We start from the raw sequence: 17,414 nt of genomic DNA, 5'->3' as shown, positions 1-17,414 counted from the left end.
AAGACGTGTCTGATCCAGCGCCGGAGGACCGGCGCGCGAGAAGGCGGGATCAGCCGCGTGGAGGGCCGTGCTCGGGCGCGGGGCCGTGGCCGCTGAGGCGGGCGACGGGCAGGGGGCGCGGGTCCGGTGCGTTGGCGACGGCGGTGGCGGCGACCGGCGCCGGGGCCGGTGCGGCCACGCACATGACGCAGCAGGCCATGACCTTCATCGCCTTGTCCGGGGCCTTGTCGGGAGCCCCGGTCGAAGCGTTCCCGTGATGCATTGGGCCGCTCATCGGCTGGGACGACATCTCGTGGCACGGGGGCGCCGAGGGCCCGGCCGCCGAAGCGGGCAGGGCGCCGAGCGTCAGCACCGCAAGGGCGCCGCACAGCATCAGCAGGGTCCGCAGAAGGGCCATGACCGCAGACCTAGTCGCTTCGGCCCTGCGTCGCAACGGCGTCAGAGCCGCAGGCCCGGGCTCTCCGGTGGGCGGCCGTCAGGGTTCAGGTCCAGCTGCATCAGCACCACGTCGATCCAGCGGTCGAATTTCCAGCCGGTTTCGCGCCAGACGCCGGCCTCACGGAAGCCGGTCGCCTTGTGCAGGCCGATGGAGCCCGCGTTGGCGCTGTCGCCGATGACCCCGATCAGGTGACGCAGGCCCATGGCGCGGGCGCGGGCGATCAGGGCCTCCATCAGGGCGCGGCCGATGCCCTGACCCCGGGCCTCCGGCGCCAGATAGACCGACAGCTCCACGCAGTACCGGTAGGCGGGGCGCAGGCGGAAGGGCGCGAGGTAGGCGTAGCCGACCACCTGACCGTCCACGACGGCGCTGAGCCAGGGCAGGTCCAGCGCCTGCACCGCCTGCCGGCGCGAAGCCATCTCGGCCACGTCCGGCGGATCGAGCTCAAAGGTGGCCGTGCCGTGCAGGACCTCGTCCACATAGATGGCCGTGATCGCGGGCAGGTCGTCGGCAAGGGTGTCGCGAATATCGAAAACCATCGGTCTCATTCGTCAGGCTTGATCAGTGACAAAACATCGTTCGGCTTGCTAGCGTTCGGGGGAAAATCGCGAGGGGAGCCTGTCATGAAGTCCATCCATCTGTTTCTGGCCGCCGCCGTCGCCCTGTCGGCGCCGGTCGCGGCGGACGCCCAGACCAAGCCCGGCGCCGGAGGGCGTCCGACCATTGACCTGAAGGTCTGCAACCGCAGCGGCCGGAACGCCACCGTGGCGGTCTCCTATGTCCAGCCCGGCGAGAGCCAGTTCATCAACCGCGGCTGGTACGATGTCGCCGACGGCGCCTGTCGCGATCTGGTCACCACCGACAACGCCAACTTCTACTTCTACGCCGACGCGACGGACGGGTCGGGCCGCTACTGGAAGGGCAACCACACCCTGTGCGTCGAATATCCCGGCCCCTACACCTTCTACTCGACCAGCGGAACGGAGTGCGCCTACGGTCAGGACACCCGCGACTTCACGGCTTTTCATGCGGACGAGCCCGGGTCCTGGACCTGGACGCTCGATCCGTAGGACCCGGCCGCGGGGGGGAGCCGGTCAGACCTGCTCCCAGCCCTTCCGGATCGACCAGATGGCGAAGGCGTAGACCACGGCGATGTCCTTCAGATAGTCGAACCGGCCCGACGAGCTGAAGTGGCCCGCGGTCATGTTGATCTTCAGCAGGACCGGCTTGCCCGAGGTGGTGGCCGGACGCAGCTTGGCGACCCACTTTTCCGGCTCCCAGTAGGTGACGCGCGGGTCCGACAGGCCGCCGGTGGCCAGAACGGCCGGATAGGCCTTGGGCTCCACCTGATCATAGGGACTGTAGCTCATCATGTAGTCGTAGGCGGCCGGATCGGTGATCGGGTCGCCCCACTCGGGCCATTCGCCCGGGGTCAGCGGCAGGCTGACGTCCGACATGGTGTTGATAACGTCCACGAAGGGCACGTCGCCGATGACCCCGGCCCAGAGGTCCGGGCGCATGTTGTTGATCGCGCCCATCAGGAGGCCGCCGGCGGAACCGCCGTGGGTGACGATGTGTCCGGCGCGGGCGTAGTTCTTCTCGATCAGGTGCTCGGCGGCGGCGATGAAGTCGGTGAAGGTGTTTTTCTTCGTCATCCGACGCGCGGCCAGGAACCAGCCCCAGCCCTTGTCGGACCCGCCGCGAATGTGGGCGATGGCGTAGATGAAGCCGCGATCCACCAGCGACAGGCGGTTGGTGTTGAAGCCGGCGCCCATCGGAATGCCGTAGGAGCCGTAGCCGTACAGCAGGACCGGGGCCGAGCCGTCCACCGGCGTCGACTTGCGGCGCAGGATGGTGACGGGGATCAGGGCGCCGTCGGAAGCCGGAGCGTTCAGCCGCTCGACCACATAGTCGTCAATGTTGTGGCCGGAGGGGACCTCCTGCGTCTTGCGCAGGGTCCGCTCGCGGGTCTCCATATTGTAGTCGAAAGTCTGGTTCGGCGTGGACGGCGAGTTGTAGCCGTACCGGGTCATCGGGCTGTCGTACTCGTAGGTGCCCTGAAGGCTGAGCACATAGGCGGGCTCATCGACGGCGATGGCGTGTTCCTCGCCCGCGCGGGTGCGGATGACGATGCGGGTGTTGGCGTCATGGCGCTCGACCCGCGCCAGATGACCGGAATAGGGGACGATCGACTCGATCAGGCGGCCCTCGGTGAAAGGCACCAGATCGGTCCAGTTGGCGCGGCCCGGCGCGTCGGTCGGGGCGGTGACGATCTTGAAGTCCACGGCGCCGTCGGCGTCGGTACGGATGACCCAGCGGTCGCCCCAGTGGTCGGCGTCATAGCGCAGGGCCTCGCGGCGCGGTTCGATGACGGTCGGGGTCGCTTCCGGCTGGTCGGCGGGGACGAAGCGGTACTCGGTCTGCTCACCGTTGCCGGAGCTGATGAGGATGAATTGGTCGTCGGAGCTGAGGTCCAGCCCCATATACATGCCGTCGTCCGGCTCTTCGTAGACGGTGGTGATTTCGCCGCCGCGAACGCGGCGCTTCAGGATCTTGTCCGAGCGGCCGTTGTCGTCGCGATTGATCCAGAAAATCCACTGGCCGTCGGCCGAGAAGGCGAAGCCGCCCATGGCGCTTTCGATGGTCTCGCCAAGGAAGGCGCCGGTAGCGATTTCCTTGACGTAGATGCGGTAAACCTCGGAGCCCTGCGCATCCTCGGCATAGGCGAAAAGCGCATGGTCACGGCTGTGCGCGGTCTCGCCGACCGAGGAATAGGCCTTGCCTTCGGCCAGTTGGTTGGCGTCCAGAAGGATGACCTCGCCGGTGGTTTGGCCCCTGGGGCGACGGCAGTAGAGCGGGTGCTGCTGGCCGGTCTCGAAGCGGGCGTAGTACTCCCACGGGCCGTCGGGCAGGGGGACGGAGCTGTCGTCCTCCTTGATGCGGCCCTTCATCTCCTCGAACAGCTCCTGCTGGAGCGGCTCGGTCGAGCGCATCATCGCCTCGCGATAGGCGTTCTCGGCGTTCAGGTGCTCCTTCACGTCGGCCTTGATGATCGACGGATCGCGCAGGACCTGCTGCCAGTTATCATCCTTCATCCACTGATAGTCGTCGGTCCGGGTGCGGCCGAGTTGTTCGATGGTGACGGGGATTTTCCTGGCGACAGGAGGGACAGGCGCGTTGGACATCGAGGCTCCGGCAGGGGATTTGGCGTTCGCCATGGCGGGGAGGGCGGACGCGGTCAGGGCGGCGGCGGACGTGGCGATAAGCTCGCGGCGATTCATGACGGCCTCTCTCCGTTGGACGGCGGACCTTGGGCGTGGTCGCGTGGAGGGTCAACGGCGTCTGTCCGTTGATGTCGTGCCTTCTCCCTTCCCCCTCGATGAGGGAAGGGTCGGGGATTGGGGGTGCGGGCCCGGTGTGACGGAGAGGCTCGCGGGAGGCTCCCAACCCTCCCCGTCGAAGGGAGGGCTTCCGACGAAGCCGGACCTTACTCATCGCGTCTCGACCTGATTCAGGGCCGCCTTCGCGCTTCGCGGAGCGCCCGGCGGCGGTCGGCGCGGGTTTCGGGCGGGGGATCGGGGCGCGGGGCGTCGGCCGTGACGAAAACCGGGTGTGAAGAGTGTAATTCGTGCAACGCCTCCGTGGGCGGAAGGGGCGGCGGAGGGGCGGGCGGAGCCGCCGTTTCGCGCGCCTCGACGGCGGCCTCACGGGCGTCGAGATCGTGGCGGACCGTCCGGTGATAGTCGGCCCAGGCGTTGTGCAGGCCGCGCATGGCGGTGACGGCGCCCTTCATCTGCATGCGGCGCTCGATCTCGGCGGCGCGAACCTCCAGCCGGGAGCGGACGTCGCGGTCCCGCAGCGCCAGATTCATGATCCGGCCCCACTTCAGCGCTTCCTCGATCCGGCCCTGCTGAACGGCGTGGGTGACCCGGGCGGAAGCGATGCGGAAGGTCTCCTCCATGTCGGGGAGGGGCAGGGCCTCGGTGGCGACATCCTCGAAGGGCTGCGGATCGGGCTGATCGCAGCGCCGCCACTTCTCCTTGCGGGCGCGGTGGCGGAAGGTGTTGAGGTTCAGGTGGAAGCGTTCGCAGACGATCTCGGCGGCCAGTCCGCCGAGATAGGCCTCGCGGGCGGCGTCCCATGTCTGGTCGGTGCGGTGTGTGTGTTCCCGGGTCATGGGAGCAGCGTAGAACGGCGATACGTCAGTTTTGGACGTATGCAGCCTTCAACAGCGAATCTCATCCCGGCGAAGGCCGAGAACCCCGCGCCGCCAAGTCCCGGGCAAGCGCGCGCCCGCTGCGCGCTCGTCCGGGATGACGATAGCAGCGAGGGGAATTACCCCGCCAGTACGTCCACGCTCATCCGCTCCAGCAGGGCGCCGCCCTGACCGACGGCGGCGAGGCGGCTGGAGACGTGGCCGAGGACGTTGGCGGCGTAGATTTCGTACAGGGCCAGCTTGCCGTTCAGCCAGACGGGATCGCCGTTTCCGGCGTCCAGTTCAGCCTTGGCCGCCAGCGCGCCCTTGGCCAGCATCCAGCCGCCGGCGACGTCGCCCAGCAGCTTGAGATAGGCATCGGCGGCGGCCAGAACGTCGGCGGCGCGAGCGGCGTCGGCCTTGGCGTCCAGAATCCAGAGGGTGGCGTCCTCGACGGCCTCGACGGCGTTGGCGAAGCGTTCGACCGGCTTGCCGGTGTAGAGCTTGCCGAGCGCGGCGAGCGTGACCTTGAAGTCGGCGATCAGGGCCTTGGCCGCGTCACCGCCGTCCTGCGACAGCTTGCGGCCGACGAGGTCCATGGCCTGGATGCCGTTAGTGCCTTCGTAGATCGGGGCGATGCGGGCGTCGCGATAGTACTGGGCCGCGCCGGTCTCCTCGATGAAGCCCATGCCGCCGTGAATCTGGATGCCCTGCGAGGCGACCTCGCAGCCGACGTCGGTGGACCAGGCCTTGGCGATAGGGGTGAACAGGTCCTCGCGACCCTTCCACCGGCGGCGCTCCTCTTCGGTGGCGGCGTGGCGGGCGAGGTCGGCGGCGACCCCGGTGGACAGGCAGATGGCGCGGGCGGCGGCGATCTTGGCCTTCATCACCGACAGGGTGCGGCGCACGTCGGGGTGGTCGACGATCGGGCTGTTGGCCACGCCGGTCCAGACGCTGCGGCCCTGCTTGCGCTCCTGCGCGTACTGGAGGGCGTGCTGGTAGGCGCGCTCGGCGATGCCGACGCCCTCGACGCCGACGGCGAGACGGGCGGCGTTCATCATCACGAACATGTGGGCAAGGCCCTGATTGGGCTGGCCGACCAGTTCGGCGATGGCGTCCTCATAGGCCATGACGCAGGTGGGCGAGCCGTGGATGCCCAGCTTGTGCTCGACGCTGACCGGATAGAAGCTGTTGCGCTCGCCCAGCGAGCCGTCGGCGTTGACGTGATACTTGGACGCCAGGAACAGGCTGATGCCCTTGGGGCCCGCGGGCGCGTCGGGCAGGCGGGCGAGGATCAGGTGGACGATGTTGTCCGTCGCGTCGTGATCGCCCCAGGTGATGAAGATCTTCTGGCCGGTGACCCTGTAGGTCCCGTCGCCGTTCGGCACGGCCGTGGCGGTCAGGGCGCCGAGGTCCGAACCCGCGCCCGGCTCGGTCAGGACCATGGCGCCGGTCCATTCGCCGGAGACCAGCCGGGTCAGATAGGTTTCCTTCTGGCTGTCCGTGCCGACGGCTTCCAGCGCCTCGATGGCGGCGAGGGACAGCATGGGGCACAGGCCGAAGGCCATGTTGGCGGCGTGGACGGTCTCATAGGCCGCCAGCTCAAGCGCCTTGGGCAACTGCTGGCCGCCCGAGTGGGTCTGGGCGGTCAGGCCGGTCCAGCCGCCGGCGGCGAACTGGCGATAGGCGTCCGAGAAGCCGGGGGCGGGGGTGACGTTCCCGTCCTTGCAGACCGAGCCCTTCTGGTCGCCGACGCGGTTCAGGGGGGCGAGCACCTCTTCCGAAAACTGGCCCGCGGCCTCCAGCACGGCGCCCATCAGATCGGCGTCATAGTCGGGGAAGGCCCCGGTGGCGGCGACCTGGTCAATGCCGGCGACGGCTTGCAGGGCGAAGGCGAGATCACGGATCGGGGCGCGGTAGGTCATCGAAATTCCGGACAGTCGAAACAGCGGTAAGGCGGTCATGACCCCTTCGCGGTCCCTTGTGCAAGGGGTGGCGGAACGGGTCGGATCGACGCACAGTGACCGGGCGCCGTCGCGGAAGGGAAGGGACCCATGACTGAAGCCGGGAAGCGATACTCGACGATCTCCATCCTGCTGCACTGGCTGATCGCCGCGCTGGTGCTGGTGCAGATCCTGCTGATCTCGGCCCACGACGCGACCGAAGGGCCGATGTCGCGGGAGTTCGTGCAGATTCACAAGTCCGTGGGGCTGGCGGTGCTGCTGCTGACCCTGTTCAGGATCGGATGGCGGGTGGCCAATCCGCCTCCGGCCCTGCCAGCGACCATGAAGCCGTGGGAGAAGGCCCTGAGCGGTACGGTGCATGTGCTGTTCTATGTGGCCCTGATCCTGCTGCCGCTGACCGGCTGGGCGGCGAGTTCGGCGATGAGGCGCGAGATTGTCTGGTTCGGTCTGTTCAACTGGCCCCTGCTGCCGGTCGGCGGCGGGCGGGAGACGGCGGGCGCGCTGATGGACCTGCACGGCATCGCGGTGAAGACCGTCTACGGACTGGTCGCCCTGCATGTGATCGGCGCGCTGAAGCACCAGTTCATCGACCGGGACACCGTGCTGGGCCGGATGGTCCCCTTCCTCGCCAGACGCCCCTGATGCGGTCGCTGGTTCCGGGCGCGGCGCTTCTGTGGCTGCTGCTGACCGCCTTCACGGCGGCGCCGGAGGCGTGGCGCATTGATCGCGCGGCCTCGACCATCGACCTGTCGGTGCGGGCGCTGGGCAGCACGCAGACGGGCCGGTTCGAGGACTGGGGCGGCGATCTGACGGTGGATCCGGCCGCGCCGGAGCGGTCGCGCGCGACGGTGGTGGTGCAGGTGCGCTCGCTGCGGATGCGGCCGGCCTCGGTGACCGAGCGGGCGCTGGGGCCGGGGTTTCTGGACGCGGAGCGGCATCCGGTGATCCGCTTCCAGCTCCGCGCGCTGCAGCCGCTGGGCGGCGGACGGTTCACGGCGCGCGCCGACCTGACCGCCCGGGGGGTGACGCGGCCCGTCAGTTTTCCGATGGACTTGCGCACCGAGGGGACGAGGGCGCAGATGACCGGCGGCTTCGCCTTCGACCGGGCGGACTTCGGCATAGGGACTTCCGGCGTTTGGAACCGATTGATCGAGCGGCAGGTGACGGTGCGGGTCTCGCTTCAGGCCCGACGGGCGTGAGCGGCGCGGAAGAGGCGGCGGCGCGGGCGCTGGCGGACGGCAAGCTGATCCTGCTGCCGACCGAGACGGTCTATGGCCTGGGCGGCGACGCCTCGAACGCGAGCGCGGTGGCGGCGATCTTCGAGGCCAAGGGAAGACCGCGCTTCAACCCCCTGATTTCCCACGTGGCGGATGCGGCGGGCGCCGAGCGGATCGCCCTGTTCGACGCCAACGCCCGCAGGCTGGCCGAGGCCTTCTGGCCGGGACCGCTGACCCTCGTGGCGCCGGTGCGGGACCGGGAGGCGGTGTGCGATCTGGCGCGGGCCGGGCTGGACAGCGTGGCCGTGCGCGTGCCGGGCCATGCGAAGGCGCGGGCGGTGCTGGACCTGTTCGGCGGGGCCGTGGTGGCGCCGTCGGCCAACCGCTCCGGGCGACCCAGCCCGACCACCTTCCAGGACGCGATGGACGAGACCGGCTTCGCCGCCGCCGAGGGCGTGGACGGCGGCCCCTGCGCGGTGGGGGTGGAGAGCACGGTGGTCTCGGTGCTGGACGGCAAGGTCAGCCTGCTGCGCCCGGGCGCGGTGACGCGCGAGGAGCTGGAGGCCGTGGTCGGCCCGCTGGATACAGGCGGGGAGGGACATCGCTCGCCGGGCCGCCTGACGCTGCACTATGCGCCGGACGCGCCGGTGCGGATCAATGTGACGACCCTGCACAGGGGCGAACTGCTGCTGGGCTTCGGGCCGGGGGTCGGCGACGCCCGCTGGAGCCTGAGCCCGACGGGCGACCTGCGCGAGGCGGCGGCCAATCTGTTCCGGCGCTTGCGTGAGGCCGACCGCGAGAAGCCCGCGGGCATCGCCGTGTCGCCGATCCCGAAAGCCGGGCTGGGCGAGGCGATCAACGACCGGCTGAGCCGGGCGGCGGGGCATATCGGGTAGGGCTGGCCTGTGGGAACGGAAACACCTGAGGCTTTCGCCCAAGCGTTTTCAGGTCCGGAGGGATCGTACATCGTCCGCTTCGACCCGGCGGGCGCCTCCGATGGTGTTCTGGAGACGGTAGTCGGGGGACACGTCATGCGCTGGCCTGTCGAGGTGGTGCGGACGGATGAAGACGGCCTCACCGTCATCAGCGGCATGACGCGGGGAAGCGAACCGCTCTGGGGCGATCAGTACTGGTTCGAGCTTCGCCCGTGGGATCAGCCGGCGGTGATCCGCTATTGGGGTGATCAGGTGCTCATCCGCGAGGACACGGGCGCGTAGCGTCGGGGCTTGGCGCTTGTCATCCCGGACGCCGCGCATGCGGCGATCCGGGACGGTGCGGTGCGTAGAATGACCGTCCCGGAAGCTGCGCCAGCAGCTGTCCGGGGCACGGCTTGCGGCTGGCCGGCTCCCGGATAATCGCGCTGCGATTTCCGGGAGTTATGGTGGGAGAGCATAGTGCGTCCCCGATCTCCGCTTCGCTGTGTCGGGGATGACAAGCCGCAGGCTGCGCGCGCCGGAGGATGACGAACGTCAGAGAAACCGCGCCTTCACATCCACGCTCGACCGCTCGCCCACCGCGTCGAAGCATTGCGCCAGCCACTCCTCCGCCGCCTCGCGCCCATAGCCTTTGAGCCGGTTGAGGAAGGTCCATTCGGTGTCGAACTTTGACCCCAGAGACAGGTCGCCCAGCCAGCGGTCGCTTTCGATGGCGTGCATACGGATCGCCTGGACCCGGTGGCGGTCGCCCGCCTTCAGCTGGCCCTCGGCGATCAGGGACTGAAGCAGGGCGAAGGCGCGCAGTTCGGAGACGAGCGGGGCGTTGAAGACGATCTCGTTCAGGCGATCCATGATCTCGCCCGCCGCATGGGGCGTCTCCTCGCGGACGAAGGGGTTCAGCGGCAGGATCAGGATGTCGTCCGGCGTGTCCGGGTGGATCAGGGGCCAGAGGGCCGGGTTGGCCAGATAGCCGCCGTCCCAATAGGGCTGGCCCTCGATCTCGACCGCCTGGAACAGGTGCGGCAGGCAGGATGAGGCCAGCAGGACGTCGGGGGTGATCTCGGGCGTGCGGAAGACGTGGGCGCGGCCCTGTTTCACCGCCGTGGCCGAGACGAAGAAGCTGATGCCCGAGGCCCGGACGGCGTCGAAATCGACGGCGTTGTCCAGCACCCGCTTCAGCGGGTTCAGGTTGAAGGGGTTGAACTGGTAGGGGCTCATCGACAGGGCGAGATTCTCGCCCGTGCGCCACAGGCCGGTGTCCTTCAGCCAGCCGGGCGTGAGGGCCTGGCTCCAGATCGAGCTGTCGCCGAAGACATTGCGGCCGCCGGACTGGTTCACCTCGCGCCAGAGCTTGTCGAGTTGGGCGCGGGCGGCGTCGGGACCGCCGATCTCAAGCCCGCTGATCAGCGCGGCGCCGTTCATGGCCCCGGCCGAGGCGGCGGTGACGGCGCGGACGTCGAGGCGGCCGTCCTCCAGCAGGCGGTCGAGCACGCCCCACTGGAAGGCGCCGTGGGCGCCGCCGCCCTGCAGGGCGAGGCTGATGGTCGGGCGGGAGGAGGCGGCCTTGGATTTGGTCAGAGCCGGCCTCCCTTCGGGCCTATTGGGCGGTCCAGCCGCCATCGATGGAGAAGCTGGCCCCGTTGGCCGAGGCGCCCAAGTCGCTGACCAGATAGAGGAAGATGCCCGCCAGTTCGTCGGTGGTGACGAAGCGTTTGGTCGGCTGGGAGCCGAGGATGACGTCCTTCAGGACCGCCTCCTTCGACATGCCGCGCGTGCGGGCCTGATCGTCGATCTGCCTGGAGACGATGGGGGTCTCGACGAAGCCGGGGCAGATGGCGTTGCAGGTGATGTTGTCCTGCGCCAGTTCCAGTGCGACGGTCTTGGTGAAGCCGATCACCCCGTGCTTGGCGGCGACATAGGCCGACTTGAACGGGCTGGCGACCAGACCGTGGGCCGAGGCGATGTTGACGATCCGGCCGCGACCCTGCGCCTTCATGATCGGGATCGCCGCCCGCGTCGCATAGAAGGTCGACGACAGGTTGATGGCGATGATCTGCTCCCACTTGTCGGCGGGGAATTTCTCGACGGCCTCGACGTGCTGGATGCCGGCGTTGTTGACCAGAATGTCGACCCGGCCCAGCTCGTGCCTGGCGTAGGCCACCATGTCGGCGACTTCCTCGCCGCGCATCATATTGGCGGCGTGGTAGCGGACGCGGACGCCGCAGCCGGCTTCCATCTCGGCGCGGGTGCGCTCGATCTCGGCGGGATCGCCCAGACCGTTGATGACCACGTCGCCGCCCCGGCTGGCGACGGCCCGGGCCAGCGCCAGACCGATACCCGAGGTGGAGCCCGAGATGACCGCGACCTGACCTTTCAGATCGCCGATGTCGCGGAACGGTTCACTCGCGCCGGAGGAGTCATCACGCTTGGGCCATTTGAACATGCTGTTTCCTCACTCGGGTCTTTTCGACTCTGGACCCAGCCATACGCCATGACGACGGTCGGGCTCAAGAATTTCCCGATCTGATGAATATCCAGTCCGTCTCGGTCGAGGCGGCGGCGTCGAAGCGGTAGCCGTCGCGGTCGAAGCTCTTGAGGTCTTCGGCCTTCTCGATCCGCTGGTCTATGGCGTAGCGGGCCATGGTCCCGCGGGCGCGCTTGGCGAAGAAGGAGATGATCCGGCGCACGCCGTCCTTCTCCTCGTAAAAGTTCGGGGTGACGACCGGCAGCTTCAGCGCCTTGGCGTCCACGGCGCCGAAATATTCCTGGCTGGCGAGGTTCACCAGCGTCTGGTCCGGCTGGCCCTCGGCATCGGCGTTCAGACACAGGGAGATGCGGTTGCCCCAGAAGTCGTACAGGCTCGACCCGCGACGGGTCTTCAGCCGCGTGCCCATCTCCAGACGATAGGGCTGGATGCGGTCCAGCGGACGCAGCAGGCCGTAGAGGCCCGACAGGATGCGCAGGTGCGACTGGGCGTAGTCCAGACCGGCGGCGTCCAGCGTGCGGGCCTGCAGCCCTTCATAGACATCCCCCGCGAAGGCGAAGGCGGCCTGCACGCCGTCGAGCGAGTCGGGCTGGAAGGCGAGGAAGCGTTCGCGGTTCAGGCGGGCCAGATCGTCCGAAATGCTCATCAGGCTGCGCAGCTCGGCCACGGTGCGGGCGCGCGCGGTCTTCGACAGGGAGGCGGTGTCCTCCAGGAAGCGGCGCTCCGAGGCGGGAACGGCGGGGTCGGCTTCGGTGAAGTCCAGCCGCTTGGCCGGGGAGAGGACGATCAACATGGCGCCCTGTTAGGCCCGTTCGGTGACGATTTGAACCGGGCGTCGGGTCGCGGTTCAGCGGCGCTGTGCATAGAGCGCCGCCAGCACGGCGGGCAGGCGGTCGGGCAGGTCCTCGGCGATCAGGCCGGGGCCGAACAGGCGGGCGGCCTCGGCGTGCATCCAGACGGCGGCGCGGGCGGCGTCGAAACTGTCCATCCGCTGGGCGATCAGGCCGCCGATCATGCCCGCCAGCACGTCGCCGGTCCCGGCGGTGGCCAGCCAGGGCACGCCGTTGTCGTTGACCGACAGGCGGCCGTCAGGAGCGGCGATGATGGTGGCCGGACCCTTCAGCACCACCACGGCGCCCGCGCGTTTCGCGGCGGCGCGGGCGGCGGCCTCGCGTCCCTTGTCGAGCAGGCCGGGGAAGAGGCGTTTGAACTCGCCCTCATGCGGGGTCAGGACGTCGTCGCGGTCCAGCAGGCCGAACAGCTCCTCGGGCCAATCCTTGAACACGGTCAGGCCGTCGGCATCGACCACCAGAGCCGCGCCGGTTTCGGCGAGGGCGCGGATGTTGGCGATGGTGGATTCATTCACGCCCGCCGCCGGGCCGATGACGGCGGCGTCCATGCCCTTCGCGGCGGCGGAGAGCGCCTCGTCCGAGGCGAAGGGAGTCAGCATGACGGCCTCGACGGCCGGGGCGATGACGGAGGCGGCGTCCGGCGGGCAGAGGATGGTGACCACGCCCGCGCCGATGCGCAGGCCGGCGCGGGCGGCGAGGCGGGCGGCCCCTGTGCGGGTCGATTTTCCGGACACGACGCCCAGCCGCCCCCGCGCATGTTTGTGCGTCTCCGGCCCGGGCCAGGGCAGGGTGTCTCGCCAGTCGGGAAGCTTGGCCGTGATCACTTCGCCTCTACTCCGTTCACGGATGGCGCCACCGGTGGAAAAGGGCTTGCCTTATTGTGCAATGCAATGTCCCTTTGGTGCCCGAGCGCGAGGCATTCAAGAGCCCGCCCGGGAACGCCGATGAAAAAGATTGAAGCCGTCATCAAGCCCTTCAAGCTGGATGAAGTGAAAGAGGCCCTGCAGGACGCGGGCGTTCAGGGCATGACCGTGCTCGAAGCCAAGGGATATGGGCGCCAGAAGGGCCATTCGGAACTGTACCGCGGCGCCGAATACGTCATCGACTTCCTGCCCAAGATCAAGATCGAGGTGGTGGTGCCGGATGACCTGGCCCCCTCGGTGATCGAGGCGATCCAGACCGCCGCCCGCACCGGCAAGATCGGCGACGGCAAGATTTTCGTGTCTGACGTCCTGGACGTCATTCGCATCCGAACCGGTGAGACAGGCGCGCAAGCGGTCTGACCCACCCAGACTACCGGTCGGCCTTCCGGGGGCGATCGTCACTGAACCTCCCCATAAGAAACAGGACCTCGAAAATGAGCGACGCCGGCAAGATCCTCAAAGAGATCAAGGAGAAAGACGTTCGCTACGTCGATCTCCGCTTCACCGACACCAAGGGGCGCATGCAGCACGTCACCTTCGACATCGACCTGGTCGACGAGGAATTCCTCGAAGAGGGCACGATGTTCGACGGTTCGTCGATCGCCGGCTGGAAGGCCATCAACGAGTCCGACATGCTGCTGAAGCCGGACCTGAACGGCTACTGGATCGACCCGTTCTACCAGCAGACCACCCTGTTCCTGTTCTGCGACGTGCTGAACCCGGACACCGGCGAGGCCTACAACCGCGACAGCCGCTCGATGGCCAAGAAGGCACTGGCGTATGTCCAGTCCTCGGGCGTGGGCGACACCGTCTTCTTCGGCCCGGAAGCCGAGTTCTTCATCTTCGACGACGTGCGCTGGAGCACCGCTCCGCACGACACCGGCTACACCTATGACTCGACCGAGCTGCCCGCCAACACCGGCGCCGAGTACTCGGAAGGCAACATGGGTCACCGCCCGGGGCCGAAGGGCGGCTACTTCCCGGTGAACCCGGTCGACAGCGCCCAGGACCTGCGCGGCGAAATGCTGGGCGTCATGCGCGACCTGGGCATGCAGCCCGAGAAGCACCACCACGAAGTCGCCCCGGCGCAGCACGAACTGGGCCTGAAGTTCAGCGATCTGCTGACCATGGCCGACCGTCTGCAGCTCTATAAATACGTGATCCACAACGTGGCCGCGTCCTACGGTAAGTCGGCGACCTTCATGGCCAAGCCGACTTTCGGCGACAACGGCTCGGGCATGCACGTGCACCAGTCGATCTGGAAGGACGGCCAGCCGCTGTTCGCCGGCGACAAGTACGCGGGTCTGTCGGACATGTGCCTGTGGTACATCGGCGGCATCATCAAGCACGCGAAGGCCATCAACGCCTTCTCGAACTCGACCACCAACTCCTACAAGCGTCTGGTCCCGGGCTACGAAGCGCCGGTCAAGCTGGCCTATTCGTCGCGCAACCGTTCGGCCTCGATCCGTATTCCGTGGGTCAACTCGCCCAAGGCCAAGCGCATCGAAGCCCGCTTCCCGGACCCGATGGGCAACCCCTACCTGACCTTCGTGGCCCTGCTCATGGCCGGCCTCGACGGCATCGAGAACCGCATCGATCCGGGCGCGGCCGCCGACAAGAACCTGTACGACCTGCCGCCGGAAGAGCGCGGCAACATCCCGGAGGTCTGCGGCTCGCTGCAGGAAGCCCTGGACAGCCTGGACGCTGACCGCGCCTTCCTGAAGAAGGGCGGCGTGATGGATGACGACTTCATCGACAGCTACATCGAGCTGAAGAAGGAAGAAGTCGCGCGGCTGCAACTGCACCCGCACCCCGTCGAATTCGACATGTACTACAGCTGCTGATCGACAGCGGGGGCTGATCGAGGAGGGCGCCGGACGAGAGATCGTCCGGCGCCCTTTTCGTTTTGGGCGGCAGCCGTAATGCCGCCGCAAGTTATGGTGACGCTCAACCGATCAGAGCGGGGGCGAGGATGCGGAAACTTCTTCTGGCGACGGCGGGCGCGATCGCGTTGTTGATGGCGGGAACGCCGGCGGCGGCCATGCCGCAGGCGGCTTGGGAGGCCTTTCTGGAGGCCAGCTACGGCGCTTATCGGACGGATGGCGAACCCCTGACATGGGAGGATCGGCTGTTCGCCGCGGCAGAGGACGGAGGTCGCCAGGATGCGGCGGTTGTCCGGTTCGGCCGGGAGGTCGGCGCCACGCCGGAACAGGCCCGTCTGTGGGCCGACGCCATCGCCGCCTCGGCGATCCTTCGGGATAGCTGCCAGGAGGCCGGGTGCGAGGCGTGGGCGGGGTTCGGCTACGACGCCATCATTGCAGCGGGTATGGCCGAGGAGAGCGGTCAACTGCTGGAGACGGTGGGCCGTAATCTGGCCAGCCAGTACGGGTTCTTCTCCTCGGCGGCCTTCATCGACGCCACCGCCGCCCACCCCCGGAAGATTCAGATTCTGAGATCTCTGTACGACTACACGGAGGATGATGCCCTGCGCGTCGCCCTGATGGTTGCAGAGCCCGGCGCGCCGGAGATCGTCGACGCACTGCGTCATGATCGGATGCGCCTGGACGGGTCTCCTGATGCGTGGGACGGCTGGCAGTTGGCGGCGCTGGCGGGCGCGCTGGCGAGTCTGACGGCGGAGGGGGCGCCGGAGGAAATCCGCGCGGTCTATGCCCAGTCGATCCTGGGCCGGTATCTGCTGCTGGGGTTGAACGACCGGGCTGTCGCGACCTGGCGGGGTTGGCCTGACGCCTTGACGAGCCGACTGCCGCTGGCCGCCGAACCCTGCGTGGCGACGGATGAGGAGACGCCTCCGGCCTGCCTCACGCGCAGCGCCGGGCGAGCGATGATCGACGATCTGGCCGCGGCCCTCTGGCTTCAGGGCGCTCACGATGAAGCCCGGGCGGTGCTGGCCCAAGGCGACGCGCGTCTTGGCGAGCCTTCAGCGGAGGAACTGGAGGGTGTTCACGGCGCCTTGCTGGAGGCGCTGGAGCCCCGGATCGCGAATGCGGACCTGTTCGACCGGCTGGTTGCGGCGGACCAGTCCGACCGGTCGAGCGGGCTCGGCGAGGCGAAGGGATGGGCCTTCCTGAACTATGCCCCCGCCACCCGGCGACTGGTGATCGCGCGGGTTCGCGACGCCGGCCACGGGACCATTGCGGACATCATGGCGCGCCGCCGCTTCTACTATCGGTCCGACAACCCGGGACAGTTGGCCCGGATGACCACGCTTCTGGCGCCCTACGCCATGCAACGGGAAACGTTGTGGGTGGACATCGAAGCCGCCTGGGCGGCTGGCCCGCGAGATGGGGAGGCGCAGAGGCCGTTCACCGGACCCTACCGGCCCGAGGGGTGGGCGGAAGCTGTCCTGCCGGCGGGGGCGAGGGCGTGGGTCGCGCCGACGCGGACCCCCCAGCAGGAGTATGAGGCGTACGAGAACCCACCGCCGCTCCCGCTGCCTGCCGGGGTTGAGCCTCCACCCGTGGATGAGCGTGCGATTCTGCGCCTGCAGGTGATCGACGGGGAAGCTGTAATCCTGTTCGGCTCGTCGGAATATGATCTGTCCGGCGAGATTCCGGCACCCGGTCTGTGGATGGCGCGCACCGAGGGCAAACGATGGCGTGAGCCCGTCTATCTGGGGCTGCAGATGCATTTCCCCTATGTGCCGACGGGAGATTCTGCGGTCCCCCTGATCGACAACGGGCGGGTGCGGATCGAGACCCAGGTGCGGGAGATCGATCCCCGCTCCATCACCTTCCCGCCGGTCGGTCTCGGTCTGCTGCGAGAGGAGGACGGGGTGGTGATCGAGCGCGACCTCGCTGACGTGGAGCGGGACAGCGACGGCGATGGCCTGACCGACATCGCCGAACGCCGGCTCCTGCTCGACCCGGCGAACCCGGACAGCGACGGGGATGGCGTGTTCGACGGGGTTGACCCCATGCCGCTGACCGCGCGGGCGAAGGGTGCGCGGAACGCCCGGTCCGAACTGGCGGCGGCCATTATCCACGCCCTGACCGGGCACGACGCCGGCGCGATCGTGATGCCCGCACAGGCATCGACCGATCCGGACGACGTCCTGTCCATGATTTCGGAAGCCCGTGGGACCGCGCCGCGGATGGTCAGCCGCATCATGGTCGGGGACCCCACGATGTTCGCCGGGCTGACCCTGCCGTTCCGGTTGCTGGTCTACACGCCGGAGCAGGCGGACCGGATGAAGACCGGGCCCGCGCCCTTCCTGCCGCCGTCGGTCGACATCTATTCCTCGCTGGATGATCGCCGGCATCTGGTCATCTGGTCCGCCGGATGGGTTGGCGGCCAGTTCATGGTGACCTGTCAGGAGGCGGCCAGCGACGCCTGCGAGGTCGAGGAGTTGTCCAGCTGGATCACCTGACCGGGCGCCCTTTCCGTT

The 17,414-nt window shown here is 68.4% G+C and carries 17 protein-coding genes; 8 read left to right on the top strand and 9 right to left on the bottom strand.

Going from position 1 to position 17,414, the window contains the following annotated elements:
- Positions 1–49: 49 nt before the first annotated feature.
- Positions 50–397, bottom strand: a complete 348-nt coding sequence (locus ACODRV_RS09245) for a hypothetical protein (RefSeq protein WP_488908123.1) — start codon at positions 395–397, stop codon at positions 50–52.
- A 41-nt stretch (positions 398–438) separates the two neighbouring features.
- Entirely contained in the window at positions 439–978 is a 540-nt protein-coding gene (locus ACODRV_RS09240) for a GNAT family N-acetyltransferase (RefSeq protein WP_240811615.1), read from the bottom strand.
- Positions 979–1,062: 84 nt separating this feature from the next.
- On the opposite strand from ACODRV_RS09240, the gene ACODRV_RS09235 reads away from it, so the two are divergent.
- Entirely contained in the window at positions 1,063–1,509 is a 447-nt protein-coding gene (locus ACODRV_RS09235; RefSeq protein WP_488908122.1) for a DUF1036 domain-containing protein, read from the top strand.
- Between the two features lie 24 nt (positions 1,510–1,533).
- Here the strand turns inward: ACODRV_RS09235 and ACODRV_RS09230 are convergent, their stop codons facing one another.
- From ACODRV_RS09230 to ACODRV_RS09220, 3 genes are all read right to left on the bottom strand, one after another.
- On the bottom strand, positions 1,534–3,720 hold the full coding sequence (locus ACODRV_RS09230; protein WP_488908121.1) for a S9 family peptidase: 2,187 nt from the start codon (positions 3,718–3,720) through the stop codon (positions 1,534–1,536).
- 230 nt (positions 3,721–3,950) lie between these two features.
- Positions 3,951–4,616 (bottom strand): hypothetical protein, encoded by a 666-nt coding sequence (locus ACODRV_RS09225; protein WP_488908120.1) that lies wholly within the window; start codon positions 4,614–4,616, stop codon positions 3,951–3,953.
- Positions 4,617–4,774: 158 nt separating this feature from the next.
- The gene (locus ACODRV_RS09220; protein ID WP_488908245.1) at positions 4,775–6,559 is read right to left on the bottom strand and encodes an acyl-CoA dehydrogenase; all 1,785 of its coding nucleotides are present in this window, start codon (positions 6,557–6,559) and stop codon (positions 4,775–4,777) included.
- A 129-nt stretch (positions 6,560–6,688) separates the two neighbouring features.
- Between ACODRV_RS09220 and ACODRV_RS09215 the strand changes: the two genes are divergently transcribed.
- From ACODRV_RS09215 to ACODRV_RS09200, 4 genes are all read left to right on the top strand, one after another.
- Complete coding sequence (locus ACODRV_RS09215) at positions 6,689–7,240, top strand: cytochrome b (protein WP_141627041.1); 552 nt, start codon at positions 6,689–6,691, stop codon at positions 7,238–7,240.
- Positions 7,240–7,797: a YceI family protein gene (locus ACODRV_RS09210; protein WP_141627040.1), complete on the top strand. Its 558-nt coding sequence runs from the start codon at positions 7,240–7,242 to the stop codon at positions 7,795–7,797. Before ACODRV_RS09215 ends, ACODRV_RS09210 begins: the two co-directional genes overlap by 1 nt.
- Positions 7,794–8,711, top strand: a complete 918-nt coding sequence (locus ACODRV_RS09205) for an L-threonylcarbamoyladenylate synthase (RefSeq protein WP_488908119.1) — start codon at positions 7,794–7,796, stop codon at positions 8,709–8,711. Before ACODRV_RS09210 ends, ACODRV_RS09205 begins: the two co-directional genes overlap by 4 nt.
- A 135-nt stretch (positions 8,712–8,846) precedes the next feature.
- The gene (locus ACODRV_RS09200; protein ID WP_488908118.1) at positions 8,847–9,032 is read left to right on the top strand and encodes a hypothetical protein; all 186 of its coding nucleotides are present in this window, start codon (positions 8,847–8,849) and stop codon (positions 9,030–9,032) included.
- 252 nt (positions 9,033–9,284) lie between these two features.
- Here the strand turns inward: ACODRV_RS09200 and ACODRV_RS09195 are convergent, their stop codons facing one another.
- The 4 genes from ACODRV_RS09195 to ACODRV_RS09180 form a co-directional block, all read right to left on the bottom strand.
- Positions 9,285–10,370, bottom strand: a complete 1,086-nt coding sequence (locus ACODRV_RS09195; protein WP_488908117.1) for a patatin-like phospholipase family protein — start codon at positions 10,368–10,370, stop codon at positions 9,285–9,287.
- A complete protein-coding gene (locus tag ACODRV_RS09190) occupies positions 10,348–11,193 on the bottom strand; it encodes a 3-hydroxybutyrate dehydrogenase (RefSeq protein ID WP_488908116.1) in 846 nt (281 codons plus the stop codon). The genes ACODRV_RS09195 and ACODRV_RS09190 overlap by 23 nt, the downstream gene beginning before the upstream one ends.
- 64 nt (positions 11,194–11,257) lie before the next feature.
- The gene (gene yaaA / locus ACODRV_RS09185; RefSeq protein WP_141627036.1) at positions 11,258–12,028 is read right to left on the bottom strand and encodes a peroxide stress protein YaaA; all 771 of its coding nucleotides are present in this window, start codon (positions 12,026–12,028) and stop codon (positions 11,258–11,260) included.
- Between the two features lie 54 nt (positions 12,029–12,082).
- A complete protein-coding gene (locus ACODRV_RS09180; protein ID WP_488908115.1) occupies positions 12,083–12,910 on the bottom strand; it encodes an NAD(P)H-hydrate dehydratase in 828 nt (275 codons plus the stop codon).
- Between the two features lie 120 nt (positions 12,911–13,030).
- Between ACODRV_RS09180 and ACODRV_RS09175 the strand changes: the two genes are divergently transcribed.
- From ACODRV_RS09175 to ACODRV_RS09165, 3 genes are all read left to right on the top strand, one after another.
- The gene (locus ACODRV_RS09175; protein ID WP_141627033.1) at positions 13,031–13,369 is read left to right on the top strand and encodes a P-II family nitrogen regulator; all 339 of its coding nucleotides are present in this window, start codon (positions 13,031–13,033) and stop codon (positions 13,367–13,369) included.
- 74 nt (positions 13,370–13,443) lie between these two features.
- A complete protein-coding gene (glnA, locus tag ACODRV_RS09170) occupies positions 13,444–14,853 on the top strand; it encodes a type I glutamate--ammonia ligase (protein WP_141627032.1) in 1,410 nt (469 codons plus the stop codon).
- Positions 14,854–14,981: 128 nt separating this feature from the next.
- On the top strand, positions 14,982–17,396 hold the full coding sequence (locus ACODRV_RS09165; RefSeq protein WP_488908114.1) for a hypothetical protein: 2,415 nt from the start codon (positions 14,982–14,984) through the stop codon (positions 17,394–17,396).
- Positions 17,397–17,414 lie beyond the last annotated feature (18 nt).

The organism is Brevundimonas sp. FG8 (genome assembly GCF_057808845.1).
The sequence above is the reverse complement of the archived record's forward strand: the minus strand, read 5'-3'. Positions and strand labels throughout refer to the sequence as shown.